We start from the raw sequence: 23,070 nt of genomic DNA on the forward strand, positions 1-23,070 counted from the left end.
ACGGATGCGCCATGGTTGCAGCCAGACTGTTTTTTGTCGCAATTGAATCCACCCGAAATTAACTGCTCGTTGCCGCGGCTTTCTCCTGTAACCAGTACAACGCTGCGCAATACTAAGTTTATTAATAATTTATTTACGCCTGCGCTTTTTCATTTTAATTAACCATGTAAGCCGCACAGAAAATGCGTGCGGCGCGATGGTTTAACGCATGGCGGGTAAGCGTAATCTGTTCAGGCTTTCACTTGTCTTCCTGCCTTTTGGGTTGCTGATTAACCAGCGTCAGCAACACAACGATAAATTGCTTTCAGGCAGAGAAGAAGTATTCAGAGCCAGTAATGATCACATGCTATAGCCCGGTTTTTTAATCAACTGCTCCATCTGTGGGGCAATCTCTTTATCCCACACCTGCCCTTTCCACTCTTCCTGCGCAACCTGCCTGAGCGCGACACTGACAGAGCTTTCTTTACTGTTAAAGTGGCGAAAAATAACGTCTGTAATATCAGCTGCCAGCGCAGCTTGTTGCTCTTCATTCAGATCGCGAGGAAAACATTTGATATCTACGTGCGGCATAACAGGCTCCTTATATGAGAGAAAGTAACACTAGCACAGAGATAAAACGTTAATTATCAAATGATGTCATTATTGCGCAGCACCGTCTGTAATGACGGCAGCGCACAGACGGCGTCCGCAATAGCGGTTATTCTCGGCGTGTTTTCCGCAAACCATGCATGGCGCGGACCCCAGGTGCGCACTATGCAGATATAAATATCCAGTAACGTCAGCGTTTCGCCAAATGCATAAGGTGTCGCCTGCAACTGACCATCGAGCCAGACATAAAGAAATTTACGATAAGCGACACAGTTTTCGCGAAGCTGCTGTGGCGCTTCCTGTACCCACCGTTCAGGGTAATCGGCGTAGGTAAATGTCGGGTAGACATTGGCGACCAGCCATATCAGCAAGCGCCAGAATTGCTGGCGTTCCGCAGTGCCTTCTGCGGGGGCTAAATCAGGGCGCTTGTCGAGGATAATCAACGCGACGGCAGCCGTTTCGGTCATTATGCTGCCATCATCCAGTTTGATTGTTGGTACCTGGCACAGTGGGTTCATCGCCAGTAACGTTTCCTGCTGCGGCCCTGGAACATCAAAACCATCAACATTTTCGAACTGATACGGAATCTCTGCCAGCGTCAGCATAACTTCGCTAATTGCCGAGCCCCAGCCAGGTACGCCATAGACGGTTAACATAGGGTTTACCCTTTGCAAGATGAAACCCTAAGTCTAGTTCAGCTACTGAGCGTCACCATACCGGAGGTAAAAGCGTGCTCGCGACATCAGGAAAATGCGTTCTGACATGTTCTATCATGGTAGCGGAAAGCACCCCCGAGCAGGTGAACGCTGCATTCAGTCCCAGCAAGCACGCTTTCCACTCCTCAAACTGCCCTTCAGTTATTTGCGGGCAAAGTTCGTTCGCTTTATGCATCAACGCATAGGCGTACTGGCGAAGCACCTGCGGCGACTCTTTCACCGTACCAAAAGCGAAGCTTGAAGAGTAACGGCAAAATACGGCGGCAAGGCATAACAACGTTTGTGCTTTAAGGGTGTTTTCGGCTTGCCGGAGCTGAAACACATCCATAATTTCTCTGTAGTGTTCGGCAAGCAATGTCGTCTCTTTTACGCTCTCGCCCACTGGCGTTAATACTTTGCAGAATATAGCATTTAACCTGAACTGATCGTCTGCTCCGGTTAAAGATTCATTTTCGGCGAGCGTTTTCCCCGATAAAACGGCGTAAAATTTCTCGTCATATTCTGCCAGCTCTAATAATGCGAGCAATTTTTTGAGGCTGGACTTATGACTATCGAAGCGATAACTGTTGGCGAAAATTTTAAAGTGCTTATTAAACAGTTCCTCATAATCAATACTCCCGGTCGCCTGGAGTTGATCATTATCGTAGAGAAAGAAATTATTCCATTTAATCTCACCCTCTTTATAGTCCTGGCGCAACATTCTGGCGATATTTTCATGATCGATAATCATGGTTTTATCACCGCTAACAAGAATATAATTTAGATTATTCTGCGCTGACCAGTCAGGTTTGCCCGCTCCATCGCCAAATTCCTCTTTCAGGGTGTAAGGCTTTATTTCTTCTCTTTCCAGGTAAGTCGCATAAAGCGTTCTGCCCTGTTGCTGAAGCGTCGGGCTATCGCTGTACACGCTGCGCATAATTAACTGAATAAAAAAACCGTTATTGGTAATGACATCGCATTCCAGCTCGTGCTGTTCGTCAGATTCAAAAGTAAATTTAATGATATTCGACAGCGTGGAATTACTGACTTTGTTGAGCATAAACTGACCTGAAGACTGATTAATAACCTTCTGCACCAGACCACCAACAAATCCTTTTATTACTGTGTTTTCCATATAAAACTCCTTTTCAAGTATATTTTTAATGAACGTACTGGCAGGAAAAGAGCATGACGCGATTGCGCCTGGAGATCCTATAATGGACTCGCTAAGTTGTTGCATCATCGCTGTTTTCAGTAAAACATACTCATCACTGACCGACGCGATGGTATGGAATAAATTCCCGCGCGTTTCGGGGTTATTGAGCAACGCGTCAACATCCTGCTCTCGCCAATGACAAGGCAGGTCCAGTAATATTTTTGCTCCGTTTAACGCAGCGCCAAAGAAATTAGCACACTGAATAAATAATTTTGCTTCATTTAAATTTGCATAGGTAAAGTTAGAACCATTTAACCAGGCGAGGCGCAGATCGGCCCTCTCCATATTGGCGTATGAAAAATCCACAGCCACTGGCTCGCGTATTTCATACTTCCCTTTGTTGATATTGGTAAAATCAAAACTGCGCAAATCATTATACATTAGCCTGAATGGCAACGACCGTGCAGGTGAATAAGCCAATTTGCGACGTAGCTCCCGAATTTTTTGCACTTCAGAATATAAATTGCGAAAATCCACTGCTGAGTTTTTATTAACATCATCATGGTGTATTGATTTAATATTTCTCACCACAGGAAACGTATTTCGTGAATAAACAACCGCAGCACTGTTTCGTTGAGGCAGCGGGCAATATTCTTCCGGCGTTACGCGAGTCAACCGGTGTGAAATAACCGCATACTCCGTTACTTCGCTGGCTATTCTATTTTGAGGGTCAATTATATCACCAGGAAAACGAATCCTGTCTGCAAACATTATTCCGCGCATAGACTTGCCTTTAATAAAAAAATTAATATAAAGCAAAAGACAAGCAAAACACTCGTTAATATGCGTCTGGATTTTACTTTCGGAATATTTCAATAAATGCTTCGCAAATTAAGCGAACGACGCCGGATAAAACGCGCGGCTTTATCCGGCAAACAAGGTCAATATGGTTACGCTGATGCGCGCTCAACAAAATGAAAACCGATGTCGACGATCTTCTGTTCGAAAGGCTTCTCTTCTATACGATCGGCAAGCATTGTCGCCGCACGCTGACCAATCACCAGCCTGTCGACACTGACGGTTGTAATGGCAGGCTGATTTACGGCGGCAAACTCCAGATCGCCAAAACCTATCACCGCCACATCTTGCGGTACGCGCAATCCGCGGGACTGCACCTCGGTAATTGCCCCCTGCGCCAGCGTGTCTGAACTGCAAACGATAGCATCAAACGTTCCGGCGTCCAGCAACTGCGCCGCACCGGTGCGACCAGAAATAAAACGGGCAGGAAGCGCTACTTCTACGCAAACCGGCGGCGCGATGCCCCGGTTTGCCAGCGTTTCGCACAGGCCATGCTTTCGTTGCATGGCCCGCTGGTCGACTGCCCAAAGTAGCCCTGGCTTGCGATAGCCTTTACGCAGCAGATACTCCGCCGTCGCCTGCCCCACTTTTTCGTGCGAGAACCCCACCAACATATCCAGCGGCGTCGGCGTCAGATCCCAGATTTCCACCACCGGTACGTTTGCATTCAGCAGCACTTTTTTCAGTTCAGTCGCGTGATGGATACCGGTCAACACAATGCCGTCCGGGCGGCGGGATAACAATGCTGCCACCAGTTCTGCTTCGGTTTGCGTCGTATAGCCCGCGACGCACAGCAGCATATGATAGCCGCGCGCCGCCAGCGTATCGCTGATGGCCTGGATGGTATCGACAAACATGCTGTTATTGATTTGCGGCACCACCACAGCGATAAGTTTGCTGCGCCGGGATGCCAGCCCACCGGCCAGCGCGTTGGGGATATAACCGGTCGTTTTGACGGCGGCCAGCACCTTTTCTAAGGTTGCTGGCCGTACCACCTGGGGCGTATTGAGCGCCCGGCTGACCGTCATGGAAGACAACCCTGCCGCGCGGGCGACATCATCAAGCGTCGGTGCGCGCGGCGTTAAAGAGCGAGACGTTTTCGGCATGTTCCCTCACAAAATCAGGCTGCTATGCAGCCTGAAATAAAGCGTTTTTTGAAAGTATACCTTTTTCTCGTCTCAATGCCTGCCTTGCTTTTGAAATCAGCGCGTTAGATAACCATTTTGGCGAGATAATTGTTTGCAACCAGATAAAAATGCGTCAGATTAAAAAAGCATAAGAGGTTTCCCCCTTATGCTTGATAATTGCCCAGCGCGAACCGGTGATGGTTTGCAGGCTATCCGTTATCAGAAGTTCCACAGCTGTAACGGTGGTCTGGTCGTCGGGCTGGTGTATTGCCAGCTAAAGATGGTTGGCGAAACCGTATCTTCTACCGTCGGTCCCATTGACATCTCCAAATGAACTTGATACGTGCCCATATAGGGGGTAGAGAGGCTATACCTGCCACATTGAGCAGAGATTAAATAATTACTGGGCATCGGGTTGTTTTCTACCGCTACTGCGGTTGAAAGCGGAACCGGCGTGAGCATGCCTTTATCACCTTTATCCGGAGCCATATCAGTCCCCCATGAACTTTCGCTATGCTGATAGTTTAAATAAACCCGGTATTGCAATGAACTGCTGTAATAAGATAACAACCCTGGTTTTGCCGGCATGTTAATATCGACGGCTAACGTCGCCCAGTCATTACCGGAACAAATAGTTGTCGGGTTCGGATCGGTGTCCCACAGCCGCTGGGCCATTTTTACACGCGGCTCCACCATACGCAGCATGTCCTTGGTTCTTGCGCTGAAGGTAATAGCCTGTTCAGGAAGGGTTAACACCTCATTATTAACACCGGTTATGGTCGTTTTCAGACTGCCATTTTTCTCTGCCGCGAAGAAGCTGATTGCATTTGATGCATAGACAGGCAAGGTCATCGGCGTGCCGTATTTAATATTTCGACCTGACATTTCAAAACTGCCCCTCTCTACACCATTCTGATACAGTGTCGTGACAATTTTGGTGACCGGGCGAGTCTTCTCATCCCCGTCTAGTGTTACCGTTGCCTGAACCACATCGGAGGTCATTACCGGCTGCCATACATTACCCGAGGTGTTGTCCCCAAGGCTGGTGTGGGTAACTCCCGCGAGACTTGCCGAAGGCGAATCATACACCGAGAGGGTATATTGCGCTTTGGCACCGATATAGTAATCATCCGCCAGCACTTCTGCGGTAATCACTGAATCGCCAAGACCGCCGGCAAATGCCGCTTTATCACCGCTGATACTGGCAACAGATGTGTTCGACGATGTCCATTTCAAATTGCTGGCCGCAATACCCGTAATATCAGGCGTCTGCAGTTGCGTTGACGAACCGGACACTATCTTCGTCGTCTGCGACGCGTTTTTAAAGCTAATCGTCGGCGTGGCTTTATTCAGCACATAAGCCACGGTATAGGTCGCCGCTTTAAACTGCTCGGTCTCCGGCGTACTTAACGTTACCATCGCCGCACCCGGTTTCACTGACGTGAGATCCCCTTTGCTGTCCACCTGCACAATGGCGGTATTATCGCTCTTGTACGTGGTCGTCAGCATACTGTCTGCGTCACTGTTACCAAACTGCGCAGTGATCGTATAGCTTTTCCCATCACCCCAGGTGGAGGTCATCAGATTTCCGCTGGTGACTGACATCTGCGGGTCGGCTTTTTCCACAGTCAAATCATAACTGGCGATTGCCGGGTTGTACTGCGCGTTACCGGCGGTATACACGGTTATCCTTGCATCACCTGATTTGAGCAGGGTCACTTTACCGGTGCCATCCACTTTCGCCACGCTATCGTCTGAGGAAACCCAGGTTTGTGTCAGACCTGACGGCAATCCTTTGACAGCCTGCGAATTCTGGAAATTACGCATCCAGGTAACGCCCTGTTGCGCGTTGGCAAAGGAGAGGTTCAGGTTAATCGGGCCGATATCGATGGTAATACCCGCACCGATCGTTTTCCCGTCAACCTTCGCACTCAGCGTGACCTGACCCTTCGCGGTTGAGGTCCCTTTGACGGTATAGCTACCGTCCTGGTTATCCGTCACGGAAGAGACGGTAAAGCCAGACAGCGCACTGCCTCCATCCATTGTGACTGTTTTCCCGGCTATCGGGTTGTCGTAGCTGTCGTTCAGTCGTACCGTCATGGTGACGGCATCAATACCGTCGGCACCAATATCGGTCTTATCAGCGGTAAAGGAAGAATGGCTGGCATCCACGGCACCGTGGTTGACCGTCACCACGCTGGCGTTAGCATGGTTCGTCGGGTCCAGCCATACGCTCATATTTAACAGACCTGCCGTTTTACTGAGCACCTGAGAGGTGGCGACACCGCTCTGATTAGTGCGTGAGGATTCAGCAAAACTGTCCGCTTTACCTGCCAGCTGCCAGGAGACGACCACGTCCGGCAGGGTGTTGCCCTGCGCATCAACTACCGTGGCGCTGTAGGTAACGCCTTGCGCGTCACCGGCTGTAAAGCTGGTTCTGTTTGGCGTAATTTGCGTAACTTTCCAGCTACTGGTATCCCCTTTAATGGTTAACGATTTCGTCTGCTTAAAGGTCGTGCTGCTCGCTTTTACTGACAGCGTCGCCGTGCCCATTTTGTTACTGCTGACAGTCATCGTGTACGTGCCCTTTGCTGTTTCCTGCGCATTAGCGATAGTGACATCCGCGTTGTTACTCATGCCGCTGACGCTCTGGCCGGTTAACAGGTTGCCTTTGTTATCACGCAGTACCAGTTGCAGGGTTGCCGTCTCTTTACCTGCGATGATGACCGCCGGGGTCAGCGTCAGCACCGACTGGCTCTCATCCGGCGCATCCGCGCTGAAGACAACATTCGGTGCCGCGGTCGCCCCGGAAGGCAACATCAGGCTGACAGTCGCCGTACCGGCTACATCACGCGTCAGGGTAACCTGCACTTTACCAGTGCTGTCGGTGTTGGTTATCTGCGCGCTCAGCATACTGCCGCCGTTGGCGCTCCAGGTTACCGGGATACCGGCTCCGAGCGCATTACCGTTTTTATCTGTCAGCACGGCACTATAGGTTACAGTGTCACCTACTACCGCAGATGCTGGCGTTACGCTAATGGCACCGCTGACAACGGCTGAGTTGTTATTCGCCTCCAGGGTCAGCATGGCTTTCTGCGCCAGTGCCGTGCCCTGAACAAGGGCTGTGATTGTCGTTGTGCCCGCGTTCTTACCGGTCAACTGCGCTTGATACGTTCCGGCAGCCACTTCGCTGAACGCAGAAGCCGTCAGCGACAGATCCGGCGCGTATTGCAGCGCGATATCACCACTCAGCCCGGAAAGCGGGTTGTTAAACGCATCACGTGCGGTAACGGTGACCGTGGCGTTTTCCGCTTCAGACACAATGGTGCCCGGCAGTACGCTCAGTGAAGACGTGGTCGCCGAGACCGTGCCTGCGCTAAAGGTGACGCTCTTGTCTGCATTCACCGGCTGACCGCCGCCGAGGAGTGCCGCAACGGTGACCTGGCCTGCCAGGGTACTGCTGAGTCTTATCTCTGCAACACCCTGGGCATCGGTTTTACTCAGCGGAGCAGAAAGTGTGCCCAGCGCAGTACGCCAGCCTACTGCCACGCCCGGCATCGCCGTGTTGCCGTTTTTATCTTTCACCTGAACACGCAGCGTAACGGTATCCACACCATCCGCTTTTGCCGTGTCCTTGCCATACACCGTGACGCTGTCAATCAGCGCGGTGTTCTGGTTTGCCAGGAAGCCCAGCGAGGTTTGCAGCGTTGCACTGCCACTGGTAGCCGTCAGCGACCAGGTACCTTCTTTCGTGCCGGTGATTTGTGCCAGATAGACGCCGTCACCTTTTTCGGAGGGGGTAAACTTCACGCTGGATTCGTTCGCGCTCCAGCTAATATTTTGCGCGGGCACAGGGTTGCCAAAGCGGTCACGCAGGGTAAGCGTGGCCGTAGAAGCAGAGCTACCGTCTGCTGTGATGGTTTGCGGGAGCACGCTCAGCAGGCTGTTCGCCGTTACTGGTGCCGCCGGAGCAAAGGTTGTTTGCGCCGTCGCTTTGTTGCCGTTATAGAGCACGGCAGTCACGGTGGTGAGTACAGCCTGCGTGGCCGACAGATGAACTGTGGCTTCCCCACGATCGTTGGTCGTGGAGACAGACGCGTCCAGCTGGTTGTAATCACTGCGCCAGGCCACGCTGGTGCCAATAACCGGGTTATTGTGCGCATCGACAACTTTAGCCGTCATCGTCACCGGGCTTCCGCCAACCGTTGCAGTAAGCGAAGAAGTATTGACAGCAACCGTTGCAGAGCTGTTATCCGCTACGGCATTCAGCGCCAGGGTCGATTTCGCCCCGTTATCCAGCGCTGCCGTAACATTAATGGTACCGGCGTACTGCGTGGTTAAGTCCACCTGAACGGTACCGTTGGTATCGGTGGTTGCCTGCACAGGGGTAATAATTGCGCCCTGGCCATTACTCAGCGATACCGTTACGCCCGACAATGGGTTGCCGAAGCGGTCTGCCACTTTCGCCGTCAGTACGGCACTCTCTTTGCCATTCGCGGTCAAGGTCTGGCGGTTACTGCTCAGTTGCGTGATGCTGCCTTTGGTGGTGTCCGCAATAAAGGTAAACGGTGCCGCTGCTTTTGACGAAGCATTGGTGGATGCCGTTACCACAACGTCATAGGCTTTGGTGCTGAATACAGTGGTTTCAGCGATACCCTGATCGTTGGTACGGCTCTGTACGACACTGAAGGTCACTGCGTTATTATCGCGATCGGATTTCCAGTCCACCGGCACATTTGTCAACAGGTTATTGTTTTGATCTTTAATGACAGCCTGGAATTTAACCCCGGTGGTGCCATCGGCAAGGCCGTTGCTTGCAGTGGTTGTCACCGCATTGACCAGCGCAGTCGCGGTATTGCCGGTAAAGGTCGTATCCTGGGTTGCTGATTTATTATTAATCGTCGCCGTGACATGGCTAAGCCCGGCCATTTTGCTGGTCAGCGTCGTTTGTGCCACGCCCTGTGCATCTGTTTTCACGGAAGTTGCACCCAGGATAGCGCCATTATCAGCAGCAAAGGTTACCGCCGCGTCCGGTATCGGGTTCGCATGCGCATCAGTCACGACAACGCGCACCGTTTTACGCGCTTTACCATCCGCAACGGAAACAGCAGGCAGCACAGAGAGATCTTTATTCGTCACCTGCGCGGTTTGTTGGTCTGCATTAAAGGTCAGCGCAACATTTTTACTGCTGCCATTGATGCTGGCGGTTAAGGTGCTGACACCCGCATGAACGCTGGTCACCGGCACAATCGCCTCACCCTGATTATTGGTGGAGGCAGTGGCGCTCACCACCGCGCTGTTGTTTGCGCTCAGATTAAATGCCTGAGACGGCACGGGGTTTTTCTGCGCATCCATCAGCACGACTTTCACGCTGTTTTCCGCTTTACCGTCGGCCAGCGCACCGTCGTGTTCGATAGATAATGCGCTCACCAGGGCGGTTTTTTTATCCGCGACCACCACAATATTACTTGGAGAGAAACGGCTGTTGCGCGCCGACGGCGTAATGGAAAACGACTCAGGCAGCGTGCCCGCAGTAACAGTCGCAACATATTCGCCCGCTGCACGGCGAGTAAATGGCGTCAGCATAGCCATACCAGCGCCGCGTACTTTTGCGCTGTTTTCCACACTTAACTCTTCAACGGCAACATCAACCGGTTTACCTTCACGGTCGGCGATTTTAAGCAGTAGCGCCTGCTGGGTTTTACCATCGGCTGGCAGCAACACATTTTCTGGCGTCAGCGAACTGGTTTTTAACTCAATCGCTGCCTGCGTTACGGTAACCTGCGTGCTCGCGCGTGCCGATGTGTTACCTTTTTCATCCACAGCGACGCCGCTTATCGTATAAGTGTTGTTACCGTTAGGTCCGGACTGGTAGTCCGGCAGAACGATGCTGTAAGAAGAGAGGTTCTCTTTAATGATTTTACCGCCTGCGGCGATAAACGCCGGCGCAGTCCAGTCAATACGATCCAGCGCATATTTGCTGTTAACCGCCACACCCAGCGATTTCATCTGACCGGCATAGCCGGTGATAAGCTCAGCAGTACGCAGACGGATCACCACCTTTTTACGGTATTCCAGCACAATATTGTTATTGCGCTCGACCAGGTCATAGCGGCTGCCTTTCAGGCTGCGCATCGCGCCAACTGCTGCCGGGTCGATCTGTTGCTGCCACGGCATGCCGAGTTGATAGTTCATCGTCACGCCAAACTGGGTGTCGTTGTTGCCATCGGTTCCCTGACGGTGATCGGCATTAAGGGTCAGCAGCGGGAACGGCGTATAATTGACGCCAACGGTCACGGCGTGCGGATTGCTCTGGCGCTCATTTTTACCAAAAAGCGCGACCTCTTTACCGTAATATTGCTCATAAACGAGCTTACCGCCCAGCTGCGGCAGCGCAGGTAACCAGGCCTGAGCGCGGACATCCCAGCCATTTGCCGGGCGTTCTTCATAATCTTCCAGGTCCGGCGCGTCACGCCAGTTGGTCAAACGCAGGTAGCTGTTCGCGCCAAATTTAAGGAAGTCGCGACCGTACTCCATGCCCAGACCCATACGGGCGTTGCCATGAGAGATATCATAATCCAGGAAGGTATTACCGCCGAGCATCCAGCTACCGTTGAACCAGCGATAGCCCAGACCCAGGTTGGCCTGCATACGCTCGTCAGTTCTGTGTACGCTGCCCTGGGTAAAGATCAGGTGTTCTGGCTTGTCATAAAGCGGTACCAGCAGATCAAGCTGGGAGTTTTTAAAGGAGAAGTTTTCGTCAGCATCAAGCTGCACGCGGGCTGTACCCGCCCCACCCAGCCACTCCTGGATTTGCGCAGACATTTCAGCTACAGCCATGCCGCGAAACATCGAAGACATCGTACTGCTGTCCGAGTTGTTCAGCGCTGAACCAACATGTGATGCTACTCCGGCAATTTTTCTTTCGGTCGCATTCGTCTCGCGCTCAGCGAGCGCTCTGGTCTTTTTGGTCTGTTTTTTTGCAGCCGTCGCTTCAGCAGGCACATCAATTTCATCGCCCGCATGAATGTTATCAAAACCACGCGCGAAGGTACGCAACTGATTTAATTTGCGTAATTCCTCAACGCTGATTTTATATTTGCCTGCAACGGTAGAAACATTTTCACCTTTACGCAAGGTATAAACGTGGGTATTAAAGCGTGTCGCTGCACTCACTTCTGAAAGTTTGGCGCTGACGACTGCCGGTGTAAATGCGATGGCCAGTGGAAATGCTATTTGAGTACCAATATTTAGCCAGGCAAAAAATTTTGTTAAGGAAGAAAACTTTTCCCTGTGTGTTGTGCTCACAATAAACCTCATAGAAAAACCGCCAGGAGAGTGGCGTGCTATCAATACAAATACGGGTGGATACCCCTTGCCGGTGTATTACTGATATAAGTTCAATAAGGAGAATCGGCGAGGAGTAGCGGTATTGCGCAGAGTCTATTGCGTTTTTTGACATTAAAATACGTTATAATTTTATTATATTTTTATTATTTTCTAAGCCATATTAAACACAGAAATTAATAACATTAATCTCAGATTAATTATCGCTTTTTATTTAATCATCGTAAAATAAAATAACCAGAATCACACTATTCATTAACATTATCAATAATACGGTTAACGTTAACCCACGTCACAATTTACAGAAAAAGTGTTGCCCTACGCAGTGCGTATCTTTTGCGTCAATTCCTGATTACAGGTAGGATGCTGCGCCATGTTCTGCCTTATCCACGCACAGAAACTCTGGAAAGGCAGCGCATTTGCCCGCGGGTAGAAATATGCCTTATTTCCCGTTCGGGTCGACGCATTCCGCAAGGATCAGACAGGTAAACAGGTAAAGCAATGAAAACAAACAATGATAAAAATGCGGAGCATCACGCCGCGAGACGACGCTGGTTAAATTCTCATGAAGAGGGATATCACCGGGCGATGGGGAATCGGCAGGTACAAATGATTGCCATTGGCGGCGCTATCGGCACCGGGTTATTTCTGGGTGCAGGCGCGCGGCTTCAGATAGCGGGGCCGTCGCTGGCTATTGTCTATCTGGTCTGCGGGATTTTCTCTTTCTTTATTCTCCGTGCGCTGGGCGAACTTGTGTTGCACCGCCCTTCCAGCGGTAATTTTGTCTCCTATGCCCGTGAATTTCTGGGCGAAAAAGCCGCGTACGTTGCCGGATGGATGTATTTCGTTAACTGGGCGATGACCGGGATCGTTGATATCACCGCTGTCGCGCTCTATATGCATTACTGGGGCGCATTCGGTGATGTTCCTCAATGGGTCTTCGCGCTTGGGGCGCTGGCCATTGTTGGCACCATGAATATGATTGGCGTCAAATGGTTTGCAGAGATGGAGTTCTGGTTTGCGCTGATAAAAGTGCTGGCAATTGTGGCGTTTCTTATCGTCGGCACCGTGTTTCTTGGCTCCGGCAAACCGATTGATGGCGGCACCACCGGTTTTCATCTGATTACCGATAACGGCGGGATTTTCCCCCATGGCATGATGGCGGCGCTGGTACTGGTTCAGGGGGTGGTGTTTGCTTTTGCCTCTATTGAGCTGGTCGGTACCGCTGCCGGCGAGTGCAAAGATCCTCAGACCATGGTGCCTAAGGCGATTAATAGCGTTATCTGGCGCATCGGGCTGTTTTATGTTGGCTCAGTCGTATTGCTGGTGCTTCTGTTGCCCTGGAATGCATACCAGGCGGGGCAAAGCCCGTTCGTTACCTTCTTCTCTAAGCTTGGCGTTCCCTATATTGGTGATGTGATGAATATCGTGGTGTTGACCGCTGCGCTCTCCAGCCTCAACTCCGGGCTTTACTCGACGGGTCGTATTCTGCGGTCCATGTCGATGGGCGGCTCAGCGCCGAAATTTATGTCGAAGATGAGCAAACATCAGGTGCCCTACGCCGGTATCCTTGCCACCATCGCTATCTATATCATTGGCGTATTCCTTAACTATCTGGTGCCGTCGCAGGTATTCGAGATTGTGCTGAATATCGCCTCTCTGGGAATTATCGCCTCATGGGGCTTTATTGTTGTGTGCCAGTTGCGTCTGCGCCAGGCGATTAAAGAAGGTAAAGCTGCGCCGGTGGCCTTCCGTTTGCCGGGTGCACCTTATACCTCCTGGTTGACGCTGCTGTTTTTGCTCAGTGTGCTGGTACTGATGGCGTTCGATTACCCGAACGGCACTTTCACTATTGCGTCAATTCCGCTGCTGGCGCTCCTTTTGGTTGCGGGCTGGTTTGGCGTGCGCAAACGCGTCAATGAAATCCACAGCACCGCACCGGTGCACCCGGATCACATCCCAACCGCACCGCTAACGAACAACACGCCTCGTTAACGAGCAACGTTTACACCCGGCACGCCTGCGCTGCCGGGTTCCCTCTTCTGCAAGACTCCGCTGACTTCACATGCATTCCCCGCCTGGCTGTCCTATTATTTCAACGAGAATGTTAAATATTTTACTGTAGTCACTCGCTTCTTGTAGCAAGGGTGTTACTGTAGCTTATACATTTGGGAAAACGATAGAAAGCAGACGAGTGCACGAGGTAGCGAATGTATTCATTTGTGGCCAGACAGGCGATATTTGATGATAAATTGAACACCGTTGGGTACGAACTTCTCTTTCGAAACAGCATGGATAACCGCTTTCCCGATGTCTCTGCGGAGCAAGCTACCACACAGCTGATTGAGGAACAGTTCCTTAGCGCGCCAGTTGGGCGCAAAAACGATAACAGCACTGTGTATGTCAATTTTCCTTATCAACTGCTGGTTGAAGGCCTTGCGGAGACGCTACCAAAACACCGCGTGGTTATCGAAATTTTGGAAACAGCACAACCTGACCGGCAACTTCTGGAAACGGTCAGACGTATGCACACGCAAGGCTTTCGCATTGCGCTGGATGATTTTGTCCCCGGCAGTGAATGGGAAGCCTTTATGCCCTACGTCAATGTGCTCAAATTTGATATCCGGCTTAGCACACAGGATGCTATCGCAAACTATATTGCCAGCAACCGCGAAATGTTACGTCACGTGGTCTTTCTGGCGGAAAAAGTGGAAACCTATGGGGAGTTCGAGACATTTAAAAAATTAGGTTTTCATTTATTCCAGGGCTATTTTTTCAGTAAACCGATTGTGACCAAACGAAATAAATTGGTGCAAAACCGTGCCTTTACACTGAAATTAATGCAGGAAGTTAATGTCGAAGCACCCGATTTAAATAAGATTGAAGATTTGTTAAAACGCGATGTCTCGCTGTCATTTAAAATTATGCGTTACGCCCAGAATATTCTCTATAATACACGTGGCGTGAGCGGTTTTCGTAATCAGTCGTTAAGAGATATTGTTGTTTATCTTGGTATTGATGAAATGCGCCGCTTTGTCCTGATGGCCTGCCTGACCTCTTTTGATAATGTCACTAATACCGAAATCTATTATCTGAGCCTGATCCGGGCAAAATTTTGTGAACTTGTTGCGATGCGTACGTCCAGCATTAATATTGCCAACGATGCGTTTATGGTAGGTTTATTCTCTCTGCTGGACGTGATCCTCGGCCTGCCGCTGGAGGAGCTTATGGAGCAGATTGCCGTATCGCCAGACGTCGGAAAAGCGCTAAAAAATAACAGCGGCGAACTCTACCCGTATGTTCAGCTTGCCCGCCTGTACGAACAGCGAATGTGGGAGGAAGCCAGCGACGTGGCACACGAAATCGGTCTGCCCGGTTCCGCTGTCGCCGAAATGATGAACCAGGCCGCCACCTGGGCTGATGGATTGCCGATCAGCGTTTCTCGTTAAGTTTTGCGCACAAACTGTAGATAAAATGCCGCCTCTGCGAACATGAAAATGAAACATTATTTCAATATAGTTAAATACAATTAATTCACACCAGAAAAAACCTTAAGTTAAATTAATTCTCCGCCGTGTGCTTTTGCCCAAAAATAACGAAAATATGTGATTGAGATCAGATAAAAAGATCAATCATTCGCAAATTATTGCCGTTATTAATATTACCTTCCTTTACATAGCGTATCATTATGAAAAAACTCGCGCAGGCTACTGTTTTAACCAAATTGTTGGTCGGATTCTCTATATTAATTGTTATGATGTTGTTGCTGGGAATGGTATCTATTTACCAGCTTAATGCCAGCAACCACCATATTGATACCTTCCGGGAAAACCGCATGCCGGGCGTGCGTTATAGCCTCGAAATGCGTGGCGTCTTGTCAGAAATGCGCTTGCAGCAGATTCAGTACATTAGCTCTCCTACCCCGGAGGAACGCGAAAAGCATCGCGGCGAATTACTGCAAAATCAGGATATTTTCCTCAACGCACAACAGCACTACGCCAACACCTCTGCCGATGCGTCGCCGGAAATGAAAGCGCTTTTTGCAACCGTAGTCGACAACTTTAAAAATTTTGTCGATGTGAATGGCAAAGTGATAGAGGCGGTAAATAGTGGAGACACCGATGAAGCCTCAAAAATAAGCGGCGCGGTTTCGGCGAAGTACCGTACTCAGTTGATGAAAGATCTCGCCACGCTGGTGGAAATGGAGGTCGCGACCGGCGAAAACGCGGGTGCGGCATCACAGACGGGTTATCGCCAGGCGCTCTACCTGCTAAGCGGCTTACTGCTGCTGGCGCTTTTCGCAACAGGCGCCATCGCCCTGCTTATTTCGCGTAATTTGTCACGCCAGTTGGGTGGTGAACCCGCTTATGCCGTCACGATTATGAAAGAGATAGCCGCCGGTAATCTTGGTGCGCAAGTTGCGCTGCGCAACAACGACAGCCAGAGCCTGCTGGCGACCATTAAATTTATGAATAGCCAACTGGCGGAAATTATCAACGGGATCATTCACGGCAGCGAATCTATCTCACTGGCGGCGAGTGAAATCGCTGAAGGCAATAACGATCTGTCGCAACGTACCGAAGAGCAGGCAGCCTCATTAGTACAAACGTCGTCGAACATGCAGCAAATCACAGAGAATGTGAAGAGTAATGCGGAGAATGCGCGCAAAGCGAGCGATCTGGCAAGGCAGACATCCCAGACGGCGGTCAAAGGCGGGAAAGAGGTCAATGACATGCTCTCGCGTATGCAGGAGATCTCCGACAGTTCGCAAAAGATTGTCGATATAATCTCGGTTATTGAGGGTATCGCATTTCAGACCAATATTCTGGCGTTGAATGCGGCGGTGGAAGCTGCGCGCGCCGGAGAACAAGGCAAAGGGTTTGCTGTTGTTGCCGGAGAAGTGCGTAATCTTGCGCAGAAAAGCGCAGAGGCAGCCAAAGAGATTAAACAACTGATTGAAGGCACGGTTGAGAAAATTACCGACGGTTCCCGTTACGCCGACACTGCCAGCCACGCAATGGCTGAAATTGTGCAGTCGGTCAATAAAGTTACGGACATCGTTGCAGAAATTTCTGCCGCATCAACAGAGCAGCATCAGGGTATTCAGGAAATCAGTGTGGCGATTGAGCAGATGGATCAGGTGACTCAGCAGAATGCTGCGCTGGTGGAACAAGCCGCGGTGGCTGCACAATCCATGACCGAGCAGAGTGAAGTATTGCGTGATTCCGTGCGATTCTTCCAGTTACAGCCACAAAACGCACGTTAATGGGCGAGTGCCCGGCGGCGTAACGTTAGCCGGGCGCAAAGCGGAGAGCGTTTTTTGATAGTTGATACATTTCCCTCATGTTACTTCTATATTTTTATTGCCTACTCTGGAGAAATGTATGCCTGTTACTTTACCCACCTTAAGTATTTCCCGTCATTTAGCTTCCCGGCTCACTAATAATACAAATCCCGCGCAGCAGATAGTTACTACATTTATAAAATGCCTCTGCCGCGTCGTGCCAACACACGAGATGTTAAACGTTCAAAAACAACGAGAAGCAGAAAACCCGCACATGAAAGAAATGCGCGAACATGGGAATTTATTGAACAATCTCTATCATGAAGAAATGCGCCAGCAGAATTCTAAGCCTGTCGGCGTTTCCTGCCTCACTGATATTATTGGCGCGCAAATATGTGCGGTAAATTCAAAATACCATACCGGCGGATATCACCTCTCCTTCAATTATAACGATGGCGTCACGATGCACGCCATCAGACCGTTTAAAGCAGCGGCACATACGCCGGTAGAGCGTTAAAACAGCAAGGGATACTGGCTGGTCGGTATCCCGCTTTATTATTTAAGATCAGCCCGCTCCAGACCATACGCTTTATCAAACGCGCCTGGAGCGGTTTGTGACAAAATCATTAACCGGTTCCAACTGTTTATCATCGCGATCGCAAACGCCAGTTCAGACAGCTCGACCTCGCTGAAATATTCCCGCACATTTTCGTAGACCGCCTCCGTTACACCGTGTTCACCAGGCTGTGTTAATGCTTCCGTCAGCGCCAGCGCGGCTTTCTCTTTTGCACTAAACAGCGGAGACTCACGCCAGACCGCAACATGGTAAAGACGAAGTTCGCTTTCACCGTGGATTTTCGCCTGCTTCACATGCATATCGAGGCAAAATGTGCAGCGGTTGAGTTGTGAAGCCCGGATATCAATAAGATTTTTAAGACCAATGTCCAGGCTACTGTTATGTGACGCCTGGCTTGCATCACCCAGGGTTTTAATTAATGCAGGAATGGTTTCAAAAAGATTGACGCGCATATTCATAATCCTTTTCCTCGTTTATTGTTTTGACGCGAGATATATTACTGACTTATGGCATAGTCAAAAGACGCAAAAATGCAAAATAAAGGTAGGACATGAAGCCGGGCTATAAAGCGATATATGAACAGTATCGGCAGAGCATATTGCGCGGCATACTAAAGCCCGGCGATAAGCTGCCCTCTGTTCGGTTACTGGCAAGTGAGCTGGGCGTGGCGCGTAAAACGGTGGAAAGCGCATGGGCCATCCTGGTTGGTGAAGGTTATCTGGTCAGCCAGGGCGCTCGCGGTACACGCGTCAATCCTGACCTCCTTAACCTTGCGAAAAAATATCCGGTCATTGGCGAGAAACCCACGCCAACGACGGCGGGGTTCGGGAAGTCGCTGCGCGATCGGCCCGGATTTTTGCGCCTGGGGATCCCTTCGCTGGATGCTTTTCCCTATAAAAAATGGCTGCTGCTCTCCGGCAAAGCCGTGCGCGCGATGCGTCCTGAGGAGATGACGCAGCCCCCACTGATGGGCTATGCGCCGCTGCGTGAAGCACTCGCGCACTATCTGAATATTTCCCGCGGGCTTTCCTGCTCGCCCGCGCAAATTTTCATTACCAGCGGCTATCAAAACAACCTGCGTTTAATCCTTAACACGCTCGCGAATCAGCGCGATAAAGTGCTGTTTGAAGAACCTGGCTATTTTTTAGGCCAGCAGCTGCTTAAACGCGCGGTGCAGCGACTGCATAGAGTACCGGTCGATAATCAGGGGCTACAGACTGAATACTTGCAGCAACATCACGCCGATGCACGACTGGTATTTGTGACACCGTCACATCATAGTCCGCTGGCTGTCACCCTTTCCTTGCCGCGAAAACACCAGTTGCTGGAGTGGGCAAGGCAAAATGAGAGCTGGATAGTAGAGGATGATTATGATGGCGAGTTTCATTATACCCGCCAGGTACTGCCCGCCCTGAAAAGCCTGGATACGCATGACAGAGTCATTTATATGGGCACCTTCAGTAAAACAATCATGCCTGCGCTGCGCATAAGTTACCTGGTATTGCCGCACAAACTGGTTGACAGCTTTCGTGCGCAGGCAGAGCACAGCGAAGGCGGCCAGCCTGTGCTGACACAGAAAATTGTGGCTTCATTTCTTCGCGAAGGGCATTTTTTCAGGCATCTTAAAAAGATGCGAGCACTCTATTCACGGCGCAGAAAAAATATGTTGGCTGCGCTGGCTGAAGTTTACCCGGAAATTTTTACTGTAGAAGTGACCGATGGTGGGATGCATATTATTGCGTATTTGCGCAGCGGCACGCAGGATGAAGAAATGGCCGCGCTCTGGCAGACGCATCAATTGCAGGTCAGCCCGCTTTCCATATGGTATCAAAATACACCCAAACGCTACGGTTTGATTATTGGCTACACCAATGTGGCGACGTTTGCAGAGGCTGTTGCGTTATTGCAGCGCCCGGCGCAGATGACGCGGGCGCTGGCTGGCAAATAACGATGGTTCAGGGAATATTACTGAAAAACGATAAATCCCAGGCCGTTGCGAGAAGAGATAAGCTGAGTACCAGTGTCGCAACTAACGAAATCGTTTTGTCTGACCTTTCCATCACACCTCCCCCTCGATACTGGTTTGTGCCATTAAACAGAGAAAATGACCAGACTGCCACACTCTCTTTACGAAAGTTTAGGTTAATTGATAATTTTTGCCCGGTGTTAATTTCACAGGCAGTGTAACTTCATCGTTCATTTGCAGCAAATCGATCTCAATTGCATTACAAATTGCATCAAGTGGCAGATCGTTATCTTCCTCACCAAACGGGTCTTCCAGCTCTTCCGCCAGCGAATCCAGCGAAATAAACGTATAGGAAATCAATACGGAAACGAAAGGCGTCATATAGTGCAAATCGACAACCAGCGCGAACGGCAGCATGATGCAAAACAGATAGACCGTACGATGCAAAATCAGCGAATACGCAAATGGAATGGGTGTCGTGAAAATGCGCTCACAACCTGATAGCACGACAGACATATCGTGCAAACGCTGGGTAACGCTATGGAACAATACATCAGGCAATTGTCCCTGGCGGCGATGTTCCGCCAGCCATTCAGCCATCAGCAACAATATGCGGTTGGCAGGTGAATGCGCATCCAGCACTTTTTGCAGATCCGCAGGCGACAAGTAGCGTGCCAATGTTTCACCCTGCGGTTTGCGACGAAGCGTCATGCGCAGGCTATGAGCAAACGCGATTTGCAGGCGGATAAAGGGTTGCAGCGCCGTATCGCCCGGTAGCGCTGTTTTCACTTCACGCAATAGGGATCGCGAGGCAATCATCAGTTGCCCCCACAACAACCTGGCTTCGGTATAACGCGCAAAACAGGCGTTGTTACGAAAACCGAGGAAGATAGCAATGGCTACCCCGAGAATGCTGAACGGCGCGAGGGTGAATTTGATCCCCAGCGAGGTATACCACGGCAGCATCACTACGACGGCGATAGAGAGCAGGAAATTCATGACAAGCCGTGAGCGAATCTTCGGTAGCACCGAGCCATGCCAGACAAAGAGACGAGGAAGCCAGTGTTGTTGCGGTCGGACAATCATTTTTTATCATTTGCAGGTGAAGAACCGGGGTATTAAACGTGATCGCAGTCACAGTTGCAAGGTTGCTAACGAATTGTGATAAAAAATGCCCTGCTAAGCACTGTTCCGGCGCAGAGGTGGCTGGAACTTGTTATACAACTATTTAGTATGTTGTAACTAAATCCAATGAAAGAAAAACCCGGACCAGGCCGGGTTGATAAATTACGCGTTGATTAACACAACGGTTTCACCGCTTCACGCATTCCACGCAGCAGAATAGCATCCAGATCGAGTGTGACCTGCTCCACCAGACCTTCCACCTTCGTCAGATCCTGCTCCCAGTGATCGCTTACCGACAACACCGCTTTCACCAGCTCGCTGGTACTGATTTGGCGATCGTGATGCTGGCTCCACAGTTGCGTATAACGGTCGATCCAGTGCGCGTCATCCTGGAGCGGATAAGACAAACCATTGCGCTCGCCGCGATAAAAAGCAATCAACGCCGCCAGCGCAAATGTCAGGCGTGCAGGCAACTTGCCGTTGGCCTTCTGCCCTGCCAGCAGCTGCGGCAGAATACGCGTGCGGAATTTGGTCATACCGTTGAGAGCAATGGAGAGCAATTGATGCTTAATATACGGGTTACGAAAACGCCCGGTGACCGCACTGGCAAATGACTCCAGTTCATCTCGCGGCAAATCGAGTACCGGGATAATCTCCTGGTAAATAGCCTTTTCAACAAACGCGCAGATTTCACTGTCGTTCATCGCCTCGCCCACCGTATCAAGCCCTGCCTGGTAAGCCACAGGCACCAGCGCAGTATGCGCGCCGTTAAGGATGGCTACTTTTCGCTCTTTATAAGGTTTAATATCGTCAACGATCAATACGTTAAGCGGATACTTATCCAGGCGCAACTCGCGAGCGAGGGATTTCGGCCCCTGGATCACAAACAGATAGAAATGCTCGGCCGTATCCAGGAACGTGTCCTGATACCCCAGTTCGGCTTCCAGTTTCGCCACTTCATCGCGCGGGTAGCCGGTCACAATACGGTCAACCAGCGTTGAGCAGAACGTGTTTGCCGCATCCAGCCACTGGAGGAACTCTTCGCCCAGCGCCCACTCCCGGGCATAACGCTGCACCAGCTCGCGTAGAGCGTCACCATTATAATCAATCAGTTCGCACGGAATAATAACCCAGCCTTTGTTCACTGCGCCGGAGAAGCAGCGGAAGCGTTCAAACAGCAGGCGAGTCAGTTTCGCCGGGTAGCTCACCGCTGGCGCATCATCGAATTTATCGCCTTCATGATAGCTAATGCCCGCTTCGGTGGTGTTAGAGAACACAAAGCGGATATCGGGGTCATGCGCCAGTTTCAGGAACTCCTCGTACTGTGAATAGACGCTGATTTCACGATTTACGGAGCGAATCAAACGTGCATCGCTCACCGCTTCGCCCTGCTCATTCAGACCGCGAATAATTGTCGTGTAAAGACCATCCTGGGTGCTGAGCGATGGCGGGAAATCACTCTGAATCGGACGCACCACCACCACACCTGCATTAAGGTCGGTGTGTTCATTCAGCAGATCAATTTGCCAGTCGACAAAAGCGCGCAAAAAGTTCCCTTCACCGAACTGAATGATACGTTCAGGATACTCAGCGCCGGGAAAGTTGCGACGGTTTAATGTGTTCACAGTGGGTTCCTTTTTTGATTAGTCATACAACCTGGTGAGATTGGTGTAATAACTTATCAGACTTTAAGACCATGAAACCCTGTTTTGATCAAAATGAGACGTCTTATTGAGGTGAATTATAAGAGCTTGTAAAAAAATGTCGTCGCCGTCACAGTTCCGTCCGGCATCAGGGCATAGCACGGGATCTCGCCAACGCGCTGCCAGCCGCCGCGCAGGTAGAAGCTTTCCGCCCCGCTGCCCGTTGCGGTGTCCAGCACCAGCACGCTTTTGCCCTGCACGCGTGCTTCGCTTTCCAGCGCCGCCATTAACCGGCTGGCAAGCCCCTGACGGCGTACTTTTTCATGCACCAGTAATTTACTGACATCGGCACGATGCTTCTGATTTTCAGCTTGTTCGAGCACCAGCTGCACGCTGCCGACAATCGTGCCTGACTCATCTTCAGCCACCAGTACGATGCGCTCGCTTCGCGCAACGCTTGCGGCCACACCTGACCAGAAGGGTAAAGATTTAGCACGTGCAAGAGGATGCATAAAACTGACGGATGCGCCGCCGGCAACGCAGTTTTCCAGCAGCTCGCACAATTCATTGATTCGTTGGGAGAGTTCATCGCAGCTCGGGGTGCGGACAGAAACAGTGGTCATTTTCAGGTCCTTCAAAAATAACCACTATCTGATTTACATTCCGGCAACACAAGCGCCGGAATAAGAGGATTAACTTATATG

The 23,070-nt window shown here is 50.6% G+C and carries 14 protein-coding genes; 5 read left to right on the forward strand and 9 right to left on the reverse strand.

The annotated features are described in order from the left end of the window. Window positions 1-339: 339 nt before the first annotated feature. From pptA to ACTU3N_RS10485, 5 genes are all read right to left on the reverse strand, one after another. A complete protein-coding gene (gene pptA, locus ACTU3N_RS10465) occupies window positions 340-570 on the reverse strand; it encodes a tautomerase PptA (protein WP_443086063.1) in 231 nt (76 codons plus the stop codon). A gap of 56 nt (window positions 571-626) precedes the next feature. Then, the gene (locus ACTU3N_RS10470; protein WP_443086064.1) at window positions 627-1,244 is read right to left on the reverse strand and encodes a glutathione S-transferase family protein; all 618 of its coding nucleotides are present in this window, start codon (window positions 1,242-1,244) and stop codon (window positions 627-629) included. 52 nt (window positions 1,245-1,296) lie between these two features. Further along, window positions 1,297-3,315 (reverse strand): pentapeptide repeat-containing protein, encoded by a 2,019-nt coding sequence (locus tag ACTU3N_RS10475; RefSeq protein WP_443086065.1) that lies wholly within the window; start codon window positions 3,313-3,315, stop codon window positions 1,297-1,299. Window positions 3,316-3,389: 74 nt separating this feature from the next. After that, on the reverse strand, window positions 3,390-4,403 hold the full coding sequence (locus ACTU3N_RS10480; protein WP_443086066.1) for a LacI family DNA-binding transcriptional regulator: 1,014 nt from the start codon (window positions 4,401-4,403) through the stop codon (window positions 3,390-3,392). 240 nt (window positions 4,404-4,643) lie between these two features. After that, window positions 4,644-11,732 carry an Ig-like domain-containing protein gene (locus tag ACTU3N_RS10485; RefSeq protein ID WP_443086067.1) on the reverse strand — a complete coding sequence of 2,363 codons (7,089 nt, stop codon included), beginning with the start codon at window positions 11,730-11,732 and terminating at the stop codon, window positions 4,644-4,646. A gap of 540 nt (window positions 11,733-12,272) precedes the next feature. Between ACTU3N_RS10485 and ansP the strand changes: the two genes are divergently transcribed. The 4 genes from ansP (at window position 12,273) to ACTU3N_RS10505 (ending at window position 17,572) form a co-directional block, all read left to right on the forward strand. Further along, window positions 12,273-13,766 carry an L-asparagine permease gene (gene ansP, locus ACTU3N_RS10490; protein ID WP_443086068.1) on the forward strand — a complete coding sequence of 498 codons (1,494 nt, stop codon included), beginning with the start codon at window positions 12,273-12,275 and terminating at the stop codon, window positions 13,764-13,766. Window positions 13,767-13,981: 215 nt separating this feature from the next. Continuing rightward, window positions 13,982-15,220, forward strand: a complete 1,239-nt coding sequence (locus ACTU3N_RS10495) for an EAL and HDOD domain-containing protein (RefSeq protein ID WP_443086069.1) — start codon at window positions 13,982-13,984, stop codon at window positions 15,218-15,220. Between the two features lie 239 nt (window positions 15,221-15,459). Next, entirely contained in the window at window positions 15,460-17,037 is a 1,578-nt protein-coding gene (locus ACTU3N_RS10500; RefSeq protein WP_443086070.1) for a methyl-accepting chemotaxis protein, read from the forward strand. Between the two features lie 118 nt (window positions 17,038-17,155). Further along, the gene (locus tag ACTU3N_RS10505; RefSeq protein ID WP_443086071.1) at window positions 17,156-17,572 is read left to right on the forward strand and encodes a hypothetical protein; all 417 of its coding nucleotides are present in this window, start codon (window positions 17,156-17,158) and stop codon (window positions 17,570-17,572) included. Between the two features lie 38 nt (window positions 17,573-17,610). On the opposite strand, the gene ACTU3N_RS10510 is transcribed toward ACTU3N_RS10505, so the two are convergent. Beyond that, complete coding sequence (locus ACTU3N_RS10510; RefSeq protein ID WP_443086072.1) at window positions 17,611-18,090, reverse strand: carboxymuconolactone decarboxylase family protein; 480 nt, start codon at window positions 18,088-18,090, stop codon at window positions 17,611-17,613. A gap of 92 nt (window positions 18,091-18,182) precedes the next feature. Between ACTU3N_RS10510 and pdxR the strand changes: the two genes are divergently transcribed. After that, window positions 18,183-19,580 carry a MocR-like pyridoxine biosynthesis transcription factor PdxR gene (gene pdxR / locus ACTU3N_RS10515; RefSeq protein ID WP_443086073.1) on the forward strand — a complete coding sequence of 466 codons (1,398 nt, stop codon included), beginning with the start codon at window positions 18,183-18,185 and terminating at the stop codon, window positions 19,578-19,580. Window positions 19,581-19,769: 189 nt separating this feature from the next. Here pdxR and ACTU3N_RS10520 read toward each other — a convergent pair whose 3' ends face one another. The 3 genes from ACTU3N_RS10520 to ACTU3N_RS10530 form a co-directional block, all read right to left on the reverse strand. Beyond that, entirely contained in the window at window positions 19,770-20,684 is a 915-nt protein-coding gene (locus tag ACTU3N_RS10520; protein WP_443086074.1) for a bestrophin family protein, read from the reverse strand. 212 nt (window positions 20,685-20,896) lie between these two features. Further along, window positions 20,897-22,348 (reverse strand): tagaturonate reductase, encoded by a 1,452-nt coding sequence (locus ACTU3N_RS10525; protein WP_443086075.1) that lies wholly within the window; start codon window positions 22,346-22,348, stop codon window positions 20,897-20,899. A 116-nt stretch (window positions 22,349-22,464) separates the two neighbouring features. Continuing rightward, window positions 22,465-22,989, reverse strand: coding sequence for a GNAT family N-acetyltransferase (locus ACTU3N_RS10530; protein ID WP_443086076.1), 525 nt, complete (start codon window positions 22,987-22,989; stop codon window positions 22,465-22,467). Window positions 22,990-23,070: the final 81 nt, after the last annotated feature.

Origin of the sequence: Vagococcus sp. WN89Y, assembly GCF_052220145.1 — a bacterium.
GTDB lineage: Bacteria > Pseudomonadota > Gammaproteobacteria > Enterobacterales > Enterobacteriaceae > Kosakonia.

What these genes read in the sequence shown, in the direction of transcription:
- ACTU3N_RS10510 (WP_443086072.1), bottom strand. Translation starts at nt 18,090, where the DNA reads ATGAATATGCGCGTCAATCTTTTTGAAACCATTCCTGCATTAATTAAA.
- ACTU3N_RS10520 (WP_443086074.1), bottom strand. Translation starts at nt 20,684, where the DNA reads ATGATTGTCCGACCGCAACAACACTGGCTTCCTCGTCTCTTTGTCTGG.
- ACTU3N_RS10495 (WP_443086069.1), top strand. Translation starts at nt 13,982, where the DNA reads ATGTATTCATTTGTGGCCAGACAGGCGATATTTGATGATAAATTGAAC.
- pptA (WP_443086063.1), bottom strand. Translation starts at nt 570, where the DNA reads ATGCCGCACGTAGATATCAAATGTTTTCCTCGCGATCTGAATGAAGAG.
- ACTU3N_RS10505 (WP_443086071.1), top strand. Translation starts at nt 17,156, where the DNA reads ATGCCTGTTACTTTACCCACCTTAAGTATTTCCCGTCATTTAGCTTCC.
- ACTU3N_RS10530 (WP_443086076.1), bottom strand. Translation starts at nt 22,989, where the DNA reads ATGACCACTGTTTCTGTCCGCACCCCGAGCTGCGATGAACTCTCCCAA.
- pdxR (WP_443086073.1), top strand. Translation starts at nt 18,183, where the DNA reads ATGAAGCCGGGCTATAAAGCGATATATGAACAGTATCGGCAGAGCATA.
- ansP (WP_443086068.1), top strand. Translation starts at nt 12,273, where the DNA reads ATGAAAACAAACAATGATAAAAATGCGGAGCATCACGCCGCGAGACGA.
- ACTU3N_RS10480 (WP_443086066.1), bottom strand. Translation starts at nt 4,403, where the DNA reads ATGCCGAAAACGTCTCGCTCTTTAACGCCGCGCGCACCGACGCTTGAT.
- ACTU3N_RS10500 (WP_443086070.1), top strand. Translation starts at nt 15,460, where the DNA reads ATGAAAAAACTCGCGCAGGCTACTGTTTTAACCAAATTGTTGGTCGGA.
- ACTU3N_RS10470 (WP_443086064.1), bottom strand. Translation starts at nt 1,244, where the DNA reads ATGTTAACCGTCTATGGCGTACCTGGCTGGGGCTCGGCAATTAGCGAA.